Below are 17,234 nucleotides of genomic sequence, written 5' to 3' on the forward strand. Positions count from 1 at the left end.
CCCCCCCCCGGCTCCGGTGGCGGACGGCTGGGAAATGAGACGGCCGTGTGAACCCGCCCGCATCCACTACGCGGACTCGCGTCCCACCGGTCGGCTAGGGTTCGTGGACCGTGCGGACGGGTAGCTTCGAACCCGACGGTGGACGCATGGACACGGTAAGCTCGCAAGACATCGTCGACACCGTCCGGACCAGCCTGCTGGTTCTCGACATGGACCTTAGGGTCAAGTCGGCGAACCGCGCCTTCTACAACACCTTCAAGGTCGAGCCCGAGGCGACGGTCGGACGGCCGCTGTTCGAGCTCGGCAACGGCCAGTGGGGGATCCCCGAACTGCGCACGCTGCTCGGCGAGATCGTGCCGCGCGACGGGACCGTCGAGGGCTACGAGGTCGGGCACGACTTTCCCGGCATCGGCGTGAAGTGCATGCGCCTCAACGCCCGCAAGGTGTTCAGGGAGGACGGCCACGTTCCATACCTGCTCCTCGCCATCGACGACGTCACGGGCGAGCACGAGGCCCGGGCCGAGGCCGAGCGACAGCGACTTCTCGCCCAGGGCATCGTCGACACGGTTCGAGACCCGCTGGTGGTCCTCGAAGCCGACATGACAGTGGTCAGTGCCAGCCGCTCCTTCCTGCGCATGTTCGGCCTCGACGTTGGGACTGTGGTCGGCACGTCGCTCTACGACCTGTCGCAAGGCCAGTGGCGGGTCGGGCGGCTCCAGGATCTGCTCGGGCGGATCGTGCCCGACGACATGGCCATCGACGGCTTCGAGGTCGAGGACGAGTTCCCGGGACTCGGTCGGCGCATCTTCAAGCTCAACGCCCGCAAGGTCCACCGTCCCGGCAACCATATCACTCGGCTGCTCCTGGTCTTCGAGGACGTGACCGAGGCGCGAATGCTGGAGAGGCACCGCGACCTTCTCGCCGCCGAGCTCGCCCATCGCATCAAGAACAGCCTGCAGATCATCACCTCGTTCGTCTCGTACGAAATCCGCCGGGCGGCCGAACCCTGCGTCGAGGGCTACCGCGCGATGCAGGGCCGCATCGGCGCCGTGGCCGAGCTCTACGACGTGATCTCCCGCTCCTCGACGCTCGGCCCGGTGGCGATGGGGCCATATCTGGAGGGCATCGCCGGAAGCCTGCGTTCCAGCCTGCTCGGCGCCGAGGCCCGCATCGCCGTCGACGTCGAGGCGGAACCGCTGTCCATCGTCGCCGACCAGGCGGTCACGGTCGGGTTGATCGTCAACGAACTCGCCACCAACGCGGTGAAGTACGCGTTTCCGTCCGGAGGGGGCCGCATCCTCCTCGGGTTCAGGCGCCGGGACGGTGAGGCGGTGCTCACGGTCGCCGACGACGGCATCGGGCTGGACGCGACCAGCGGCCCGGGTTCCGGCCTTGGATCCCGGTTCGTCGAGGCGTTCGTCCGCCAGCTCAACGGAACGCTCGCGATGGCAAGCGGCGCGGGCGGGACGACCGTGACGGTAAGGCTGCCGGCCTCCGTCCTGGCGTAGTCCGGTCGGGCGCCTCGCCTTCGGGGTCGCTCGGTTGTGAAAATTTCACCGGGCGACTTGGCGGGTCCGGCGACCGCCGCGCCCGACCCCGCTGCGAATTGTGGCAACGGCTGCTAGAACCGAAGCCTGATGGACGACACGGTCAAGCCACCCCCATACCGCGCGACGCCTGAGCGGCTCCGACGCGACCAAGCCAGGATCGAGGCCGAACTCGCCGGAATTGATGGCGGGACCGACCCGTTCCCCGCTGCCGTGCGGGCAACGCGCATGCCGATGGTCATCACCAATCCGCGCCGGCCGGACAATCCCATCGTCTTCGTCAACGATGCCTTCTGCCGCCTGACCGGTTATGCGCGGGAGGAGATCCTCGGGCGCAATTGCCGCTTCCTGCAGGGCCCTGAGACCGACCCGGAGACAGTCCGCCTGATCCGCGAGGCCATCGTCGCGCCCCGGTCCATCGAGATCGACATCCGCAACCACAAGAAGGACGGAACACCGTTCTGGAACCGGCTGCTGCTGGCGCCGGTCAACGACGCGGGCGGCGATCTCGCATACTTCTTCGCCAGCCAGTTGGACGTGACGGTCGAGCGTGAGCGCCTCGTCGTGCTGGAGGACGAGAACGCGGCGTTGACGGCCGAGCGGCGGGCCAACCTGGAGCGGCTGGCCTTCAGCGAGGAATCCCTGCGGCTCGCGACCGAGGCCGCCGAGGTGGGGACCTGGGACCTCGACCTGACCACCGACGTGCTGACCTGGTCGGATCGTACCAAGGCGATGTTCGGCATCTCGCCGGGCGTGCCCTGCAGCATGGCCGACTTCTATGCCGGGCTGCATCCGGACGACCTGGAGGTGACGAGCGCGGCCTTCGCCTCGGCGCTCGACCCGGCGCGGCGCGCGACCTACGACGTCGAGTACCGCACGGTCGGAAAGGAGGATGGCGTCGTCCGCTGGGTCGCGGCCAAGGGCAAGGGCCTGTTCGACGCGAGAGGAGCGTGCGTCCGGGCGCTCGGCACGGCCATCGACATCACGGCGCGGCGGCGAGCCGAGGAGGTCCGGCAAGCCAACGAGGCAAGGCTGCGCTTCCTCGACGCACTCGGCACGGAGACCGCCGGGAACACAGATGCCGAGGGCATCCTGTCGGTGACGACGCGCATGGTGGCGGGCCATCTGCGTCTCTCGAACTGCGCCTACGCCGACATGGACCCGGACGGGGAAGGCCTGACCATCCGCGGGGATTGGTCGGCGGAGGGCTCGCCGAGCATCGTCGGGCGCTACCGCCTCACCGATTTCGGCACGCTGGCCGCGACCTGCCTTCGTTCGGGCGAGTTGCTCGTCGTCGGCGACGTCCGGTCTGAACTGCCGGCTGCGGACGCTGCCTCCTTCCAGGCCGTTGGTGTCGCGGCGGTAGCCTGCATGCCCCTGGTCAAGGACGGGCGCCTGACGGCCATGATGGCCATCCACGACCGGGTGGCGCGGGCTTGGTCGGGCGACGACCTTGCGGTTCTCCGCGAGGTGACGGAGCGCTGCTGGGCGCATATCGAGCGCGTGCGCGCCGACGCCGCCCTGCGCGAGGCGGCGGGGCAGCTCGCGGCCCTGAACGCGACGCTTGAGCAGCGGGTCGAGGAGCGCACCGCCCGCCTGGGCGAGGCGGAGGCGGCGCTCCGGCAGTCGCAGAAGCTGGAGGCGGTCGGCCAGCTGACCGGGGGCGTGGCCCACGACTTCAACAACCTCCTGACCATCATCCGGTCCTCTGTCGACTTCCTGCGGCGACCCGACCTGCCGGACGACAGGCGAAGGCGCTACATGGACGCGGTCTCGGACACGGTGGAGCGCGCCACCAAGCTGACCGGGCAACTCCTGGCCTTCGCCCGAAGGCAGGCGCTCAAGCCCGAGGTGTTCGAGGCCGGCGCCCGTCTGAAAAGCGTGGCCGACATGCTCGACACGGTGACCGGTTCGCGCATCCGCGTGCTGACCGAGTTGCCCGAGCGTCCCTGTCACGTCCTGGCCGACGTGAGCCAGTTCGAGACGGCCGTCATCAACATGGCGGTGAATGCCCGCGACGCTATGGACGGCGAGGGCACGCTGACGCTGCGGCTGTCCTGCTCGCAGGGGATGCCTTCGATCCGCGGTCACGGCGGCAGCCCGGCGCCGTTCGCGGCGGTCTCGCTGTCGGACACGGGCACGGGCATCGCCCCGGAGCTCCTCGGACGCATCTTCGAGCCGTTCTACACCACGAAGGAAGTCGGCAAGGGAACGGGGTTGGGCCTGAGCCAGGTGTTCGGCTTCGCCAAGCAATCGGGCGGCGACGTGAACGTGGAGAGCGCTCCGGGGCGTGGGACCACGTTCACGCTGTACCTGCCCGAGATCGAGGCCGCCCCGGAGCCGGGCAGACATGAAACGGGAGACGAGGCCACCTCGTCCGGAGCCGGGCGGCGCGTGCTGGTCGTGGAGGACAACGTCGAGGTCGGGCGATTCGCCACGCAGATCCTCCAGGACTTGGGCTTCGCGACGGACTGGGCGGCGAACGCCGAGGAGGCCCTCGACCGGCTCGGCCCGGATGGCGCCGGCTTCCACGTCGTGTTCTCGGACGTGGTCATGCCCGGCATGGGCGGCCTCGCCATGGCCAAGCTGTTGCGCGGGCGGCTCCCCGGCCTGCCGGTCGTCCTGGCGTCCGGCTACAGCGATGCGCTGGCCCAGGGAGGTGGTGACGGCTTCGAGCTGCTGCACAAGCCCTACGCCGCCGACCAACTCGGGCGCACCCTGAACCGGGTGATCCGGCAGCACGGCCGAGCCATTTGAGCGCCGTAAGGCGACGCTAACGCAAGGTCCGAACGGACAGCTTCGAATCCGCATGAGCCGTACGGTCGGGCTCACCGGCCGCCCCCGACGCTTCGACCTGGCCGCGCCGCTGGAGGCGCAGCGCCACGATCCAGCACAGCACCGCCCAGGCCGACCCGACGCACCAGCCCGCCAACACGTCGGTCGCGTAGTGGACGCCGATGTAGACGCGGCTCAGCCCCACGACGACGGTGAGGAAGACGGCGAGCCCCATGAAGTACGCCTTCAGCCGTGCGCCCGCTGCGACCCTCGTCATGATCGCCCCCAGCGTCAGGAAGGTCACCGCAGAGAGCATGGCGTGGCTGCTGGGAAAGCTGGCTGTGAACACTTGGATGCCGCCGGGAATGTCGGGACGAGGGCGGTTGAAGAGCAGCTTCAGGCCGAAGCTGATGACCGTGCCGCCCAGCATCGAGCCCACCACCAGGAGGGCAGTCCCACGCCTGCGGACCAGGAGCAGGTACCCCACGGTCGCAGCCAGCAGGAAGCACAGGACGACCATGCTCCCAAGGGAGGTCACGTCGCGCGCCATCTCATGCACCCAGGCCGGCCCGATTGGGCCGGCGGCGCCGAGTGGACGGAAGAAGCGCGCGACCCGGGTGTCGAACGCCATGGTATCACCCTCCATCACCTCGCCGGCGAGGAGGCCGAACGCGAGGAGGAGTGCGGCGACGCAGAACAGCGTCGCCACGAGGCCGAGCTCCCGTTTCCCGAGGCGCGTCACGGCTGCTGCCCAGGCACCCAATTCGTTCATCCGCCTCGCCTCCCGGCCGGACCTCGGTACGCCGCCCCAGGTCTGACGCGCGTCGCCCGTGGGGCGAGGCGGCCAGACCGGGGATGCAAGGATCGTCGATGGACCGCGGCCCTGACCCACGGCGACTGCTTCTGGCCCGGCCTCGGGATGCGCGCGGCCGCCGTCCCCGGGCCGCCGGCATCCGTGCGAACTCCACGGATCGGGGGCAGGTCGCGCGCACGGCCCCGTGGACGAAGTCGCCGCGGCGCCGGACAAGGGCGGGGCCCCGGCGCGTCGCCATGCGGTGTCGACCGCAGGTTCATGACGCCGTCGCGTCCGCGCCCGGATGACGGCCGGCCCGCTGCGGTAGCAGGACGATGAGCGCCACGATGAAGGCCGCGATCACGGCGGAAGCGAGCGGCCGGCTCAGGTTCAGCCCGCCGTTGGCGACCGGCTTGTCGAGGAAATCGCCCACCGTGGCCCCGAGCGGGCGGGTCAGGATGAACGCCGCCCAGAAGAGCGTGACCCGTGAAACGGAGGTCCGGTAGTACAGGGCGATGACGACCGCGAGCGCCGCCGCGAAGACGAGGGCGCCACCCTCGTAGCCGAGGCCGCCGGTGTCCGCGAGCCAGTCGCCGAGCGCGGTGCCCAACGTCTGCGAGAAGGTGATCGCCCCCCAATAGAACGCCTCGACCCGCGGGGTCGAAACCGTGTCCACCGACACGGTGCCCTCGGTCGCGTACCAAAGCCCGAGCACGGCCGCGAGGCAGGCGAGTAGCAGGGTCGACCCGCCGGTGTATCCGATGCCGAGCGAGCGGTCGGCGAAGTCCGCCATCGTCGTACCGAAGGTGGTCGAGGCGACGATCGTGGACCAGTACAGGACCGGGTGGAACCGCTTCGATATGATCTGGGCGACCACGAGCGCGACCAGCAGCACGGCGAACAGGGCGGTGCCGGCGAGGTAACCCCAGTTGAGGGTCATGGTGACGGTGTCGCCGCCGGTCTCCCCGAGCGTCGTGGCCAGGATCTTGATGATCCAGAAGCCCAGCGTGACCTCGGGTACCTTGCTCAGGGCGCGTTCGTAACGGTCGTCCATCGGACCTGCTCCTTCTTCGAGAAAAACCTCACGGCGCGTCGGCGCAGGCCGCCCGGCGACCGGCACGCTGCGGGATGAGGAGGACGAGCCCCGGCCATGACGAGCGCGAGCACGCCGGAGATCGTGATGTCGTCGATGCCCAGGCCGCCGGAAGCGACCGGCTTGTCGAGCGAGTTGGCGAGGGTGGCGCCGAGCGGCCGCGTCAGGACGAACGCCGTCCAGAACAGCATGGGCCTGGAAACACGCGTTCGCAGATGGAGGGCCGTGACCACGGCCAGCGCGACGAGGATGAGGAGCGCGCTCCCGTTGTACCCGAGCCCGCTGCTGTCAGCCATCCAGTCGCCCAACGCGGTGCCGAGCGTCTGGGAGAACATGACCGTGGCCCAGTAGAAACCTTCGGCCCGCGGGGACCGCACCGTCTCCACGGCGACCGTGCCGAGCGTGCGCTTCCACAGGATCAGGGTCGCGACGACCGATCCGAGCAGCACCAGGGACCCGCCCGCGTAGCCGATGCCGAGGGACCTGTCGCAGAAGTCGGCGAGGGTCGTGCCTGCGAGCGTCGTCGCGGTGACCACGGCCCAGTACAGGATCGGATGGAAGCGGTCCGCCCGGACCTGTGCGGCCAGCAGCACCGCCAGGGCGGCCCCGAAGATCGCCGTGCCGGCGAGATAGCCGAGGCCGAGCGTCAACGTGACGGCGTTCCCGCCGACCTCGCCCAGGGTCGTGGCCACGATCTTGATGGCCCAGAACCCGGCGGTGGCTTCAGGCACCTTGGCGGGTTCGACGTGTCCGGGTCGCTCGGTCGGTTGCATCGGGCTGCCGTGGGAAAGCGAGGGCTGGCTCACGCGGTGTGGGTCTGGTCGATGATGGCGAGCAGGTCGTCGACCGCGCGACGGCAGGCGGCCGGATCGGGGTTCGACGCCCGCAGCGCGTCGAGGGCGCGGTCGATGGCCTTGTCCACGACGTGCCAGTCGGCGGCGGCTCGCGGCTTCAGGCCGGCCTCGGACGCGTCCCAGGACAATTCCAGGTCCTTGATGCGCGTCTTGGCGGCGGCGAGGTCGCCCCGGTCGGTCATCGCCTTCACGTCGACGACGATGGTCCGGAACTTGGAGAGGTCGCCAAGCTTCGAGGCCGCCATCGCCTTGGGCGTCGCTCCGACGGCGGCGTCCTGCATCGCCAGCAGGCCCAGGGGGGCGGCCGTGGCACCGATGACCGTCGCGGCGATGGCGGCGAGGAGGATGTTTCGCATGGTCGTTCGCTCCGTGTCGTGCGGCGTTGGAAGGACTGGAGGATGGGGATGCGGGAGGCGGCGGACGGTCAGGCCCGCCGCTGTCCGGCCGGCTCGCCAGGGCGTCCGGAGACGAGGCTCAGGGACGTCACCAGGGCGACGATGACGGAGAAGAAGGCGAGGCTGGTGGAGGCCGTGCCGAAGCCGAGGCCGCCGTATTCCCGTGCCTGCGACAGCAGATCGCCCAGCGATGCGCCGAGGGGGCGCGTGACGATGTAGGCGAGCCAGAAGGTCGTCACCGGGTTCGCGCCGAGGCGCCAGGCGAGGGCGAGGGCGGCCAGGATCGTGCCGAAGATGACGACGCCGAGATTGAAGCCGAGCCCCAGCGCCTCGGTAGCCAGGTCGCCCGCGGCCGTGCCGAGCGCGAAGGTCAGGAGGATGGCGAGCCAGTAGAACGCCTCGCGGCGCCGGGTCACGATGGCGTGGATCGAGAGCGTCCGCTCGGTCGCGTACCAGAGGGCGAACACGGCGGCGAGGGCGGCCGCGAACACGCCGGTGCTGACGAAGAGGCTCACGCCGAGCTTGTCGGTCAGGATGTCGGTGACCTGCGTGCCGACCACGCTGACGAGGACGACGGTCGACCAATAGGTCCAGGGCACGTAGCGCCGCTCGCGCACCTGCAGGGCGAGGACGGCCGCGAGGAGGCCGGCCGTGAGGGTGGCGGTGACGGCGGCACCCAGGCCGACGTTCACCGCGAGGTAGTCCGCGCCGGTCTCGCCGACGGTCGTGGACAGGATCTTGATGACCCAGAAGGCCGCGGTGACCTCCGGTACCTTGTTCAAGACCTGGCGCTGGATCTCGCTCATCCCCGTCTCCCGTCCGTCATGGTCGGGCACGGTGATAGCGAGCCAGAATGAGGGCAGAATGAGCTTCGTCCGGAGGAGCCGCAGGCTCGGCCTCAGGCCGGCAGTCTGACGGTTGCGAGGGTCCCCTGCCCGTCACGTCGGTTTTCGACCGTCAGGCCGAGGTCGTTGCGCTCCGCGATGCGGCGGGCGATGGCGAGCCCGAGCCCTGTGCCTTCGACTTCCGGTGGCGCGGCCCGGAAGAAGCGGTCGAACAGGCGGCCCTCGCTTCCCGGCGGCAGCCCGCAGCCGGTGTCCCGAACCGTGACGACGCACGCACCGTTCCGGTTCAGCAGACGGACGTCGACCTGGCCTCCCGACGGCGTGTAGCGCAGGGCGTTGTCGACCAGGTTGGCGAACAGGACGCGGACCTCGTCCTCCGACGCGTGAAGCGTCGCGGGTGTCTCGATATGCACGCCCAGGTCGATGTCCTTGCGCTCGGCGAGCACGACGTGGTCGGCGACGCAGTCGAGCAGGAGCTGGCCGAGGTCGACGGATGCAGGACGGGCCTCGGCACCGTCGTCGAGCCGGGCGAGACGGAGCAGTTGATCCACCAGCCGGTTCGCCCTCCGGAGGCCGTCCGCCAGCGCCATACGCCGCGCGTCGCCCCCGCCACCGGCAGGCCCGCCGAGGGAGTCGAGTTGGATCTGCATCGCGGCAAGCGGCGTACGCAGTTCGTGCGCCGCGTCGGCCACGAACCGCTTCTGGGCGGCCAGAGCGGCCTGCAGGCGAAGGATGAGCCCGTTCATGGCCTCGACGAGGGGCGCCACCTCCGTCGGCACGCCGCGCGTCGGCAAGGGGCCTTGGGCGGCGGCGCCGCGCCCGGCGAGGTCATGCACCAAGCCGTCGAGCCGCCCGAGCGCCCGGTTCATCGCCCAGCCGACGACGATCCACGACAGCGGGACGAGGAGCAGCAGCGGGGCCACGGCGCCGAGCGCCGCATTGCGTGCGAACTCCGCCCTCACGACGTCGCGCTGGGCGACCCGGACCGTCGTGGTGCCGTTGGCGGTCGTGTAGGTGCGCCAGAGCTCGCCGCCCATGACGACGTTCGCGTATCCCGTGCGGCCGGGGTGGCGGACGTCGACGCCGCGGTCGTCGCGCAGGACCTGCCCGTCCTTCCAGATGGTGACGGCGAGTTGGTCCTCCGGGTCCTGGTCGGCGGCGGGCGGCGCGTCCGCGTCCGGGAGCCCGGGACCGGCGTTGAGGGCGACCTGCCGCAACTGCCCGTCGAGGAAATCGGCCGCCTCGATCCGCGCGAGGGCATAGGCCGCGACCATCGCGGCCAAGCCGATTCCGGCGAGCAGGGCGGTCATCCAGCCGAGCGTCGTGCGGCGCAAGGAGGCGGCCCTCATGGCTTGGGCACCATCCAGCCTGCGCCGCGGACGTTGAGGATCACGCCCTTGCCGACCTTGCGGCGGACCGTGAGGATCAGGGCGTCCACCGCGTTGCTCTCGACCTCCTCGCCCCACCCGTAGATGCGTTCCTCGATCTGCGCCCGAGAGAGGATGCGCCCCGGTCGCTCCATGAGCGCGTGCATGAGGGCGTATTCGCGCGCCGACAGGACCGCGACGGTTCCGGCGTGGGATAGCACATGGCTCTCCGTGTCGAGTTCGGTCTCGGCGGCCACGAGCCGCGCGGTCGCCCGCCCGGCCCGGCGCCGCAGGATCGCCCGCATCCGGGCGAGCAGCTCGCGCATCTCGAACGGCTTGACCAGGTAGTCGTCGGCCCCGAGGTCGAGGCCGGCGACGCGGCTGTCGAGTCCGTCCCGCGCCGTGATGATGAGCACCGACATGTCGTTGCCCGCCGTCCGCGCGGACCTGAGAACCTGCAGGCCGTCGGCGCCCGGCAGGCCGAGGTCCAGCAGGACCAATGCGTGGCCGCCGACCCGCAGCGCCGTTTCGGCCATGGGGCCGTCGCGTACCCAATCGACGGAGTAGCCTTCGGCGGCAAGGCCGTGCGACAACCCTTCGCCGATCATGCGGTCGTCCTCGATCAGCAGCACGCGCATGGGTCGCCTTGTTCGGGTCGGAGCATTCATGGCGCGGTGCTGGCCGTGACCGCTCGCAAGCCGGAGCCGGAACTGAGCCGCGCCACGGACCGGTCCTAGCCTGCAGCCGAGACAACAGCGACGTGAGAAGTCGCTTACCCTAAAGGCGTAAGCATTCCTTTGGACTTGAGGAAAGCAGCCCTGGATCGGCGCCTCGGAGGCGGTGTCGGGTTTCGGGAGATTTCCGGCCACGTGCCGACGTCTGCGTCCGACCTGCCGCCACTGGGCATATGGCGAGCCGTCATGACGGCGCCGAGCGGACAGCACGGATCACCGTCGGGCTTGCGATACACCAAATGGCTCGGGATGAATGCGGATGGCGCGTTGCCGAATCGCCGGTGGTGGCCGGACCCAAAACCACATACTGCCCGTTCCGGCACCTCGCCCCTAGTTGGCCTTGCAGGCGAGTGACGCAACGACCTACCATCATGAACGTCATCACGCGGCCTTTGTAGTTTTTGGTCGTTGGAAGTGCGTCATCGTCGTTCTATACGACTTGATGTTCAAGGGGTATCAGGCCGGTGACATCGTCCTGGAGTTGGGCCGTCAAGTCGAGTTCCTGCCAGTAGGAGGCGGGGGCCGGGATGCCTCGCCGCCATACGATGTCCACGTTGACGTTCGGGTCGGTGAACCTCGCGTTCTTCTCGTCTTCCAGAAAAGCGTGTGTCGAGGCCCAAAGGCGCAACGTTTCGTCGAGGTCCGGCGAAGCGATGCGGGCCGTGACGGACTGGCACCGCAGCATCGCGCGCACGAGGGGCGCGGCTTGAGCGGCGCCGGGTGCGGTAAGCGCCCGCAACCCCCCGATGTAGTCCGACCGGTAGATGGTCGGCACCACGATTCGCGACTTCCCCCCGCCGACCAATTCCTTCGTCATCATGATGCGGGCGGTCCGACCGTTGCCGTCGTTGAAGGGATGGACGAGGACGATGAGGGTGTGGGCGAACACGCCGCGGGCGAACGGGGCCTGCAGGTCGCGCAGCATGGCGAAACCCTCGCGCAGAGTCCCCTTGACGAGGTCAGGCAACACGAAGACGGTGTTGCCGGCGCTGTTGGCATCCTCCTTGAACTCGCCCGGCTTCTTGTCGGGGCGCGCGTCGAGCAACCGCGCGTTCCGCTCGCGGATCTCGGCCATGAACTCATCGACGGACGATGCGCGCGCCTCGCCCGGCACGATGCTCGCGACCTGGGCAAAGGTTTGCGTCACGTCGCGACCGTCCTGCGGCCGCCCATCGGCCGGTTCGTGCTCGAACACGATGCGCCGCGCCTTGTCGACGAGGAAGCGCGTGCCCTCGATGTAGTTGGTGAAGTACGCCTCGACGAATGACGTGCAGTCCCGCTCGCCGGGACCGACGTGCGGGTCGGCCAAGTCGGGCGCGACGCGCCCGAGGGTCATCGCCAAGACCTTGAGGCGCTCCATGCACTCGGGGTCGTAGGGGTCGTCCGGCCGGCGCCGCGCGGCCACGTCCCTTGCGACCAAACCGGCTTTGCGCGTTCCGAGGATGGTCCCGATGATATCGAGGAGGACCTGCAGTTCCTGTTCCGCCCCAAGCGAGCCTGCGATGCACTCGGCCCGCTGCCGGATCTCCCGGAGACCGTCCTCATGGGCGGTCTTCAGCAACCGCTCGACCTCTCGTTCGACGCCTTCCCTTCCGACGGTGCGGCTAGGCCCACTCCGTGCGCGTGATGCCTGCAGGTTCTCCAGCAGGGCGCGCGCGTCGCTCGGAAGGTAGACCCCGAGGAAGGACATGTCCCCCTCCAACGGCCCTGGACCGGGGAAGGTTCTGATTTCCAAGCCGGGCAGTGACAACCGCCTGCGGGCCTTCCCGTGCGGATCGGTCGCGAACACCCAGCCCGGGAAGACGACGCGCCCGTCCGGCCCGCGCTCACGCCAGGGATTCCTCTGCAGGGCAGTCCGGCCCCTGAGCACGGCACCAGGCGCGTATCGAGCGAGGATGGGAGCCCATCCGCCGCAGACAATCTCTTCGACGGGACGACCGTTGCACACCGCATAGATGCCGTCGCCGACCCGCCGGAGCTTGCCGGCGGCGGCCTGCCGCTGAAGGGACCGGTCGCGTTGCGGGTCGCCTCGCGTGAGGATCAGATCACCGTGCGTCGTAGCCACTTAACGCCCCCGGGCGGCGGAAGCCCCGTCGCTTATATCGACATAATAACCTCTTGTGTCGTTTAAAACAACATAAGCTCGCAATTGCCCTAAGGCAGGCTGATATACCCGTCTACTACTCGATTCCCGGACAAGGCAACCATGTCTCCGAGCGGTTGGAAGTCGAAGACCCCCTCAGACCGGCATGCCGGTCAAGGAGCGCGGGTTCACCTCGGCCCGATATCCCTTCGAATGCCTGAGCAGGCGCCGCATCTCATCGAGCCAGCCGAGGTCCTCGGCGGACTGGTCGTAGAGGCAGATGGCCAGCCCGTGTTCGAGGACCGGCTCGATCTTGGCGTATGCCTCGGAGGAATGCATCGCGGCAACGGCCTTGTCCCGGGATGGCCAGCGCGCCATCAGCGCGAACTCGACGTACCGGATGTCCCGGTCGTGCAGGTAGAAGACGACGTTCTTGTGCCGGAAGCGGGGACGCTGGAAGACGGGTCGCGGCCTCAGATCGACGAGTGCCCGCGCGGCGTTGGTCGCAATCAGGCGCAGCAGAGGCTCCTCCGTCAGCCCCTCGATGTCGACGAAGGCGACGGCGCCCTCTCAGTCGTCCTGGCCGGGGAAGAGGGTGTATTGCAGGTCCGGCATGGACGGGACGGCATGCGGCGCCAGCGCCCGGGTCGGGAAGCTGAGGATCTTGCGTTCGGCCATCGTCAGGCTTCCGGGACCAAGGAGGCGGCACGCCTCTCGACGGAGGCCAAGTCACGCAGCCGGACGGCATGTTCGGGCAGGCCCCCGCCGGGAGGCACGAACGTGCCGTGCTCGTCCTTCAGATCACCTTTCTTGATGAAGAAATCCTCATGCATTCGCTCGCCGACGCCGGTGAATGGAACGATGACCATCTGGGCCTGGGTCGGCGCCTTTCCGTCCTTGGGCCGTTGCGGAAGTTCCGTAACGATGGTGTCGGAGTGAAGCTCGACCGCGAGGCTCTTCACGTAAGGCTCGACGTAATAGACCCGCTTCACCCCGGCGGTGACGAGGTGCCGGGCACAGTTATGGCAGGGATATACGGTGCAATAGAGCGTCCACTGACGACTGTTGCCGGCCCTTCGTGCGGGCGAGGCGCTCGGGTCGCCTGTCGCGGTGAAAAGCGTCGGGTTGACCGGTTACCGTGGCAAAGCAGCGTTGATGGCCTCGATGACCTTCTCACCGTTGTCGAGGGTCGTCACGACGCCAGGGCCGTTTCCGTCCAGGAAACTGGGATTGCGGATGAGCCAATCAGCCGGGCTGAAGTGGTCGAATTCCGGCGTGGATGCCGGGAGGATCCTGAACACCGTCTCCATGCGCTTCACCAGCCGGCCGGGGCCCGGTGCATCCTTGTCAAGCTTGGCTAGGGTCAGTGCGGAACGCCCCTTGAGCTCGAAGGCGCCGTTGACAATGCCGACATAGGTCTCGGGCTCGAATATGTCCTCGACGTCGCCCTCGGCGATGCCGAGCACGTCGGGATAATTCATGATGCGGCTCTCTGGTATGGCACCGGCGGCCTTGAGCTGCTCAAGCTTGCGCTTGTCGCCCTGGGCTCTGTCGGACATCACCGCCAGGTGTAGGTTCGCGCCCTTGAACAGGGAGACGAACGACTGGATCTTGTCGAGCCCACCGGCCGGACAGATCGTCCAGCGGGGGTCGAGCGCGGTCCGTCGCCGTCGCTTCAGCTGAGCCGACAGGGCCTTGAGGAACAGGATGTCGCCCGGTCCCTCGACCAGCAGGGTGTGCTTGCCGATGAACAGCGCCTGGGTGACGTCGTAGCCCAAGGCGGCCTGGAGGGGGAAGAGGGTGTCCGGGTCCGTGGCGAGCACGTCGCCCCTGACCTTGGTACCCTTCGTCGTCCAGAAGCCTGGACGCTTCTGCTCGACCTGGTCCTCGATGATCCGGGAGAGCGTCAGGTCGTCGGGCGGCACCATGAAGGGCGAATGCGTGGAGAAGACCACTTGGTGCTTCGGCAGGAGTCGGTCGGCGAAGTACCGCAGCAGATCGGCCTGGGCCTTGCCGTGGAGGGTCAGCCCCGGCTCGTCCAGCAGGAGTATCTGGTTGCCCCCACGCTTGCTTACCTGCGCGAACTTCACCAGGAACGAGAAGAACCAGATGAACCCGGCGCTACGCTCCGAGAACGGCACCGTCACCCTGTGAAGGGTGTTCCTGACACGGGCGCGGGCGATCGCGCCGGCGTTGAACGGGGCGGGGTCGCCCGCTTCCGCCTTCGTGACCCTGACCTCAAGCTCCAGGAACGCGTTCTACGTCCAGTATTCCTGCAATTGGTCGGTGATGGCGTTCGATGCGGATTCACACTTGGCGTTCAGCGACTCGTAGGTCGTCGACGCCTTGATCTCCTCCACCGAGGTCCCGGCGAATTCGAGGAAGTCGAGGAAAACCCTCTCGCCGACGTCCAAATGCGTGTTTCCATGCGGATGTCCGGGATGGTGGTACGGTGCGTCCCCGTTGCGTACGATGTCGTCGACCCGGATTTGCCCGGCCATGCGGTCGTAATACGAAAAGTACATGAACTGGGGCGTCACGGAGCGGATGTAGCTCCCAACGAAACCCACCGCGTTCTGGCCGGGGAACGACCTGATCGTTTCCAGGAGCGCGACTTGGTCCGGCGTCGGCTCCGCCAACGCCTCCAACGCCTTTCGGAGCATGTCCGTGGTTGTGGCTTCCGCAAGCGGTTCCCTGACGGTTTCGCCGAGGCCGTGGCTGGCCATCAGGTACTCGGCGATGGCCGGGTAGTTCAGCGGAACGTCGATGCGGAAGGTTTCGTCGTCGTAGCGGCGCGAGAGGGTGATCTGACGCGACCGGAGACAGTCGGGGCCCAACGCTTCGGCCAGCGTCGCCACATCCTCGGGCGATAGGGACCATTTGGACGTGATGACGATTGCCTCGCCCTCCTCCTTCGGATGCCGTGCGTCGTACTCGTTCAGGTGCCGCCTGGGGTAGTCCCGTTCCCTATCGAATACCGTTGGTGTCGCCGGGTGGGGATTCAGGCCGGCCAAGGCTTGAAGGAGGGCGGTCTTGCCAGCCTCGTTCTTGCCGACAAGACAGACCATGTCGCCGAGCGTGACCTCTTCCGAATCCTCGACGCTGCGAAAATTGGTGACCCTGAAACTGTCGAGCCTCATTCCATCCCTCGTAGTCGGTCCGCAGCTTCGCGGATGGCCAAGCAACTGCAATCGCAGATTGGTCTGCTAGACGATGCCGGATTTCGCTGCCCCTGGGTTTGGCGAGCCCGGCGCATAAGCGGTCCTGAAGTCCCGGTGGTTCGCCAACGCCAACGGCCTATAAGGACCTTTCCCATCACATTGGGTCACCTCGGCCAGATCGAATCTTTCCCTGACGCTCGGGTGGACCAGGGCATCCTCCGGGATCTCCCGGACCTTCACCGGCCATCCCAGCCATCCCATCCGACGGGACAGCCAGCGGGGAAGGATGCCGGCGATGGAGTCGTGCATGCCTGCGACCTCGCAGTGCTGCATGCCATCGGACGCCGGATGCAGGTGCAGCCGGCCGGTACCGGGCTCTTCGGACACCATCCCGTCGACCCGAAGCGGATCCGGGATCTTGGTGGCCTGCTCCACCATCCACTGCAACGCGACGTCGGACAGCCGGCTCTCGGCTTCGGGGTAGCTGCCGCCGATGTCGGAGTGGTTGCCGGCGAACCACATCTGGATGAGCGGATCGGGCTCGCCCTGGACCTTTTTCCGCACCCCGTCCCGGCTGCCCCACCTGACCCGCGGGAAGTCGGCGCGGGTCTCGTCGATGGAGAGGGCATGCCGGGCATAGCCGACATGGCCGCTCAGCAGTTGGTCGTAGTTCCCGGAGCGCCATTGCGCGATGTGCCAGCGCGCCTTCCCGTTCACCGGTGAGTCGGTGATGGTCTTGACCGCTGTCGGCAGCCAACGCCAGAGGACGAACGCCGCAGTGAGCGAGAGGGTGGCCAGGAACGGGCGCCAGTAGCCGGTGCCGAACGCTAGGTCGGACAAGACGGCGGGCACGGCTGCAACCAGCACGGCCAGGATCGTCAGGCCGGCCGCAATGCCCCACCACTTGGGTCCGGTCGCGCCGAGCGAGGCGACGGTGTCGAACACGCCGATGAAGTGCGGTGCCACGTTCGAGGAAAGGTCGTCACCCGACCCGTACTTGCGCCGGAATCGCCTCGCCAACTCGAACCGGTCCTTCTCGTAGTCGCCGCCCCGGGGTGAACCCGCGCCGTACTCATAGACCTTGATCACCGCCTCATCCGCGATGTCCCGCGTCGCCTTGCGGAAGCGTGGAAGGTCTCCGCCCGGCACTTTCGTCGGGACGCCGCACAGGAACAGAACGTTGGCCACGCAACGGGCCGTGTAGGCCCCTCGGCTGAAGCCGATCAGGTAGATGCGGTCGCCGGGCTCGTAGTGGTTGATGGCGAACTCGTAGCAGTCGGCGATGTTCTTCGTGATGCCCAGGCCGGTCACCGAGGACAGCAGCTTCTGCAGTCGGCGGTAGGCACCGACGAAACCCGGGGCCGAGCCGTCCGTGCCGAGGCCGGCGTCGTAGAAGGCGACCTGCTCGCGCGGGTCGATGCCGCTGTCCGGCCCGACCCGGCAGACGCGGTAGAGCTTGTAGACGTTGCTGAGGCGCTGTTCCTCGCGGAGGCCACCTTCCTGGCCGGTGCCATCCGAGAAGACCACGATGTTCTTAGCCACGCCCCCCTCCTGCAGCCGGGATGGTCCTGGAATGGAGCCCATCTT

At 68.3% G+C, this 17,234-nt stretch carries 14 protein-coding genes and 1 pseudogene; 2 read left to right on the forward strand and 13 right to left on the reverse strand.

The genetic code is table 11. The features are described from left to right. Positions 1–146 precede the first annotated feature (146 nt). A complete protein-coding gene (locus tag AKJ13_RS01790; RefSeq protein ID WP_012455880.1) occupies positions 147–1,508 on the forward strand; it encodes a PAS domain-containing protein in 1,362 nt (453 codons plus the stop codon). Between the two features lie 129 nt (positions 1,509–1,637). Then, positions 1,638–4,304 (forward strand): PAS domain S-box protein, encoded by a 2,667-nt coding sequence (locus AKJ13_RS01795; RefSeq protein ID WP_003596880.1) that lies wholly within the window; start codon positions 1,638–1,640, stop codon positions 4,302–4,304. A 16-nt stretch (positions 4,305–4,320) separates the two neighbouring features. Here the strand turns inward: AKJ13_RS01795 and AKJ13_RS01800 are convergent, their stop codons facing one another. The 13 genes and pseudogenes from AKJ13_RS01800 to AKJ13_RS01860 all read right to left on the reverse strand — a co-directional run bounded on the left by AKJ13_RS01800 (position 4,321) and on the right by AKJ13_RS01860 (position 17,189). Further along, positions 4,321–5,094: a phosphatase PAP2 family protein gene (locus AKJ13_RS01800; RefSeq protein WP_003596879.1), complete on the reverse strand. Its 774-nt coding sequence runs from the start codon at positions 5,092–5,094 to the stop codon at positions 4,321–4,323. A gap of 298 nt (positions 5,095–5,392) precedes the next feature. Next, positions 5,393–6,169, reverse strand: coding sequence for a hypothetical protein (locus AKJ13_RS01805; protein WP_003596877.1), 777 nt, complete (start codon positions 6,167–6,169; stop codon positions 5,393–5,395). Next, positions 6,142–6,939, reverse strand: a complete 798-nt coding sequence (locus AKJ13_RS01810; protein WP_238229975.1) for a hypothetical protein — start codon at positions 6,937–6,939, stop codon at positions 6,142–6,144. The genes AKJ13_RS01805 and AKJ13_RS01810 overlap by 28 nt, the downstream gene beginning before the upstream one ends. 71 nt (positions 6,940–7,010) lie before the next feature. Further along, a complete protein-coding gene (locus tag AKJ13_RS01815) occupies positions 7,011–7,418 on the reverse strand; it encodes a hypothetical protein (RefSeq protein WP_003596871.1) in 408 nt (135 codons plus the stop codon). Between the two features lie 68 nt (positions 7,419–7,486). Next, complete coding sequence (locus AKJ13_RS01820) at positions 7,487–8,263, reverse strand: membrane protein (RefSeq protein WP_003596870.1); 777 nt, start codon at positions 8,261–8,263, stop codon at positions 7,487–7,489. 92 nt (positions 8,264–8,355) lie between these two features. Continuing rightward, the gene (locus AKJ13_RS01825; RefSeq protein WP_003596867.1) at positions 8,356–9,651 is read right to left on the reverse strand and encodes an ATP-binding protein; all 1,296 of its coding nucleotides are present in this window, start codon (positions 9,649–9,651) and stop codon (positions 8,356–8,358) included. After that, entirely contained in the window at positions 9,648–10,307 is a 660-nt protein-coding gene (locus AKJ13_RS01830; protein WP_003596865.1) for a response regulator transcription factor, read from the reverse strand. Before AKJ13_RS01830 ends, AKJ13_RS01825 begins: the two co-directional genes overlap by 4 nt. Positions 10,308–10,833: 526 nt before the next feature. Then, positions 10,834–12,468, reverse strand: coding sequence for a Fic family protein (locus AKJ13_RS01835; RefSeq protein WP_003596864.1), 1,635 nt, complete (start codon positions 12,466–12,468; stop codon positions 10,834–10,836). A gap of 174 nt (positions 12,469–12,642) precedes the next feature. After that, entirely contained in the window at positions 12,643–12,864 is a 222-nt protein-coding gene (locus AKJ13_RS01840; RefSeq protein ID WP_003596862.1) for a hypothetical protein, read from the reverse strand. A gap of 302 nt (positions 12,865–13,166) precedes the next feature. Next, positions 13,167–13,535 (reverse strand): annotated as a pseudogene (locus tag AKJ13_RS01845) (hypothetical protein); the annotation flags it as partial. 84 nt (positions 13,536–13,619) lie between these two features. Beyond that, complete coding sequence (locus AKJ13_RS01850) at positions 13,620–14,633, reverse strand: AAA family ATPase (protein WP_017484342.1); 1,014 nt, start codon at positions 14,631–14,633, stop codon at positions 13,620–13,622. Positions 14,634–14,744: 111 nt separating this feature from the next. Continuing rightward, positions 14,745–15,626 (reverse strand): AAA family ATPase, encoded by an 882-nt coding sequence (locus tag AKJ13_RS01855; protein ID WP_003596854.1) that lies wholly within the window; start codon positions 15,624–15,626, stop codon positions 14,745–14,747. Positions 15,627–15,692: 66 nt separating this feature from the next. Further along, positions 15,693–17,189 carry a DUF2235 domain-containing protein gene (locus AKJ13_RS01860; RefSeq protein ID WP_003596853.1) on the reverse strand — a complete coding sequence of 499 codons (1,497 nt, stop codon included), beginning with the start codon at positions 17,187–17,189 and terminating at the stop codon, positions 15,693–15,695. Between the last annotated feature and the right edge of the window lie 45 nt (positions 17,190–17,234).

Source organism: Methylobacterium sp. ARG-1, assembly GCF_001262595.1.
In the GTDB taxonomy this organism is placed as follows: domain Bacteria; phylum Pseudomonadota; class Alphaproteobacteria; order Rhizobiales; family Beijerinckiaceae; genus Methylobacterium; species Methylobacterium brachiatum.

What these genes read in the sequence shown, in the direction of transcription:
- AKJ13_RS01790 (WP_012455880.1), top strand. Translation starts at nt 147, where the DNA reads ATGGACACGGTAAGCTCGCAAGACATCGTCGACACCGTCCGGACCAGC.
- AKJ13_RS01795 (WP_003596880.1), top strand. Translation starts at nt 1,638, where the DNA reads ATGGACGACACGGTCAAGCCACCCCCATACCGCGCGACGCCTGAGCGG.
- AKJ13_RS01800 (WP_003596879.1), bottom strand. Translation starts at nt 5,094, where the DNA reads ATGAACGAATTGGGTGCCTGGGCAGCAGCCGTGACGCGCCTCGGGAAA.
- AKJ13_RS01805 (WP_003596877.1), bottom strand. Translation starts at nt 6,169, where the DNA reads ATGGACGACCGTTACGAACGCGCCCTGAGCAAGGTACCCGAGGTCACG.
- AKJ13_RS01815 (WP_003596871.1), bottom strand. Translation starts at nt 7,418, where the DNA reads ATGCGAAACATCCTCCTCGCCGCCATCGCCGCGACGGTCATCGGTGCC.
- AKJ13_RS01820 (WP_003596870.1), bottom strand. Translation starts at nt 8,263, where the DNA reads ATGAGCGAGATCCAGCGCCAGGTCTTGAACAAGGTACCGGAGGTCACC.
- AKJ13_RS01825 (WP_003596867.1), bottom strand. Translation starts at nt 9,651, where the DNA reads ATGAGGGCCGCCTCCTTGCGCCGCACGACGCTCGGCTGGATGACCGCC.
- AKJ13_RS01830 (WP_003596865.1), bottom strand. Translation starts at nt 10,307, where the DNA reads ATGCGCGTGCTGCTGATCGAGGACGACCGCATGATCGGCGAAGGGTTG.
- AKJ13_RS01840 (WP_003596862.1), bottom strand. Translation starts at nt 12,864, where the DNA reads ATGGCGCGCTGGCCATCCCGGGACAAGGCCGTTGCCGCGATGCATTCC.
- AKJ13_RS01855 (WP_003596854.1), bottom strand. Translation starts at nt 15,626, where the DNA reads ATGAGGCTCGACAGTTTCAGGGTCACCAATTTTCGCAGCGTCGAGGAT.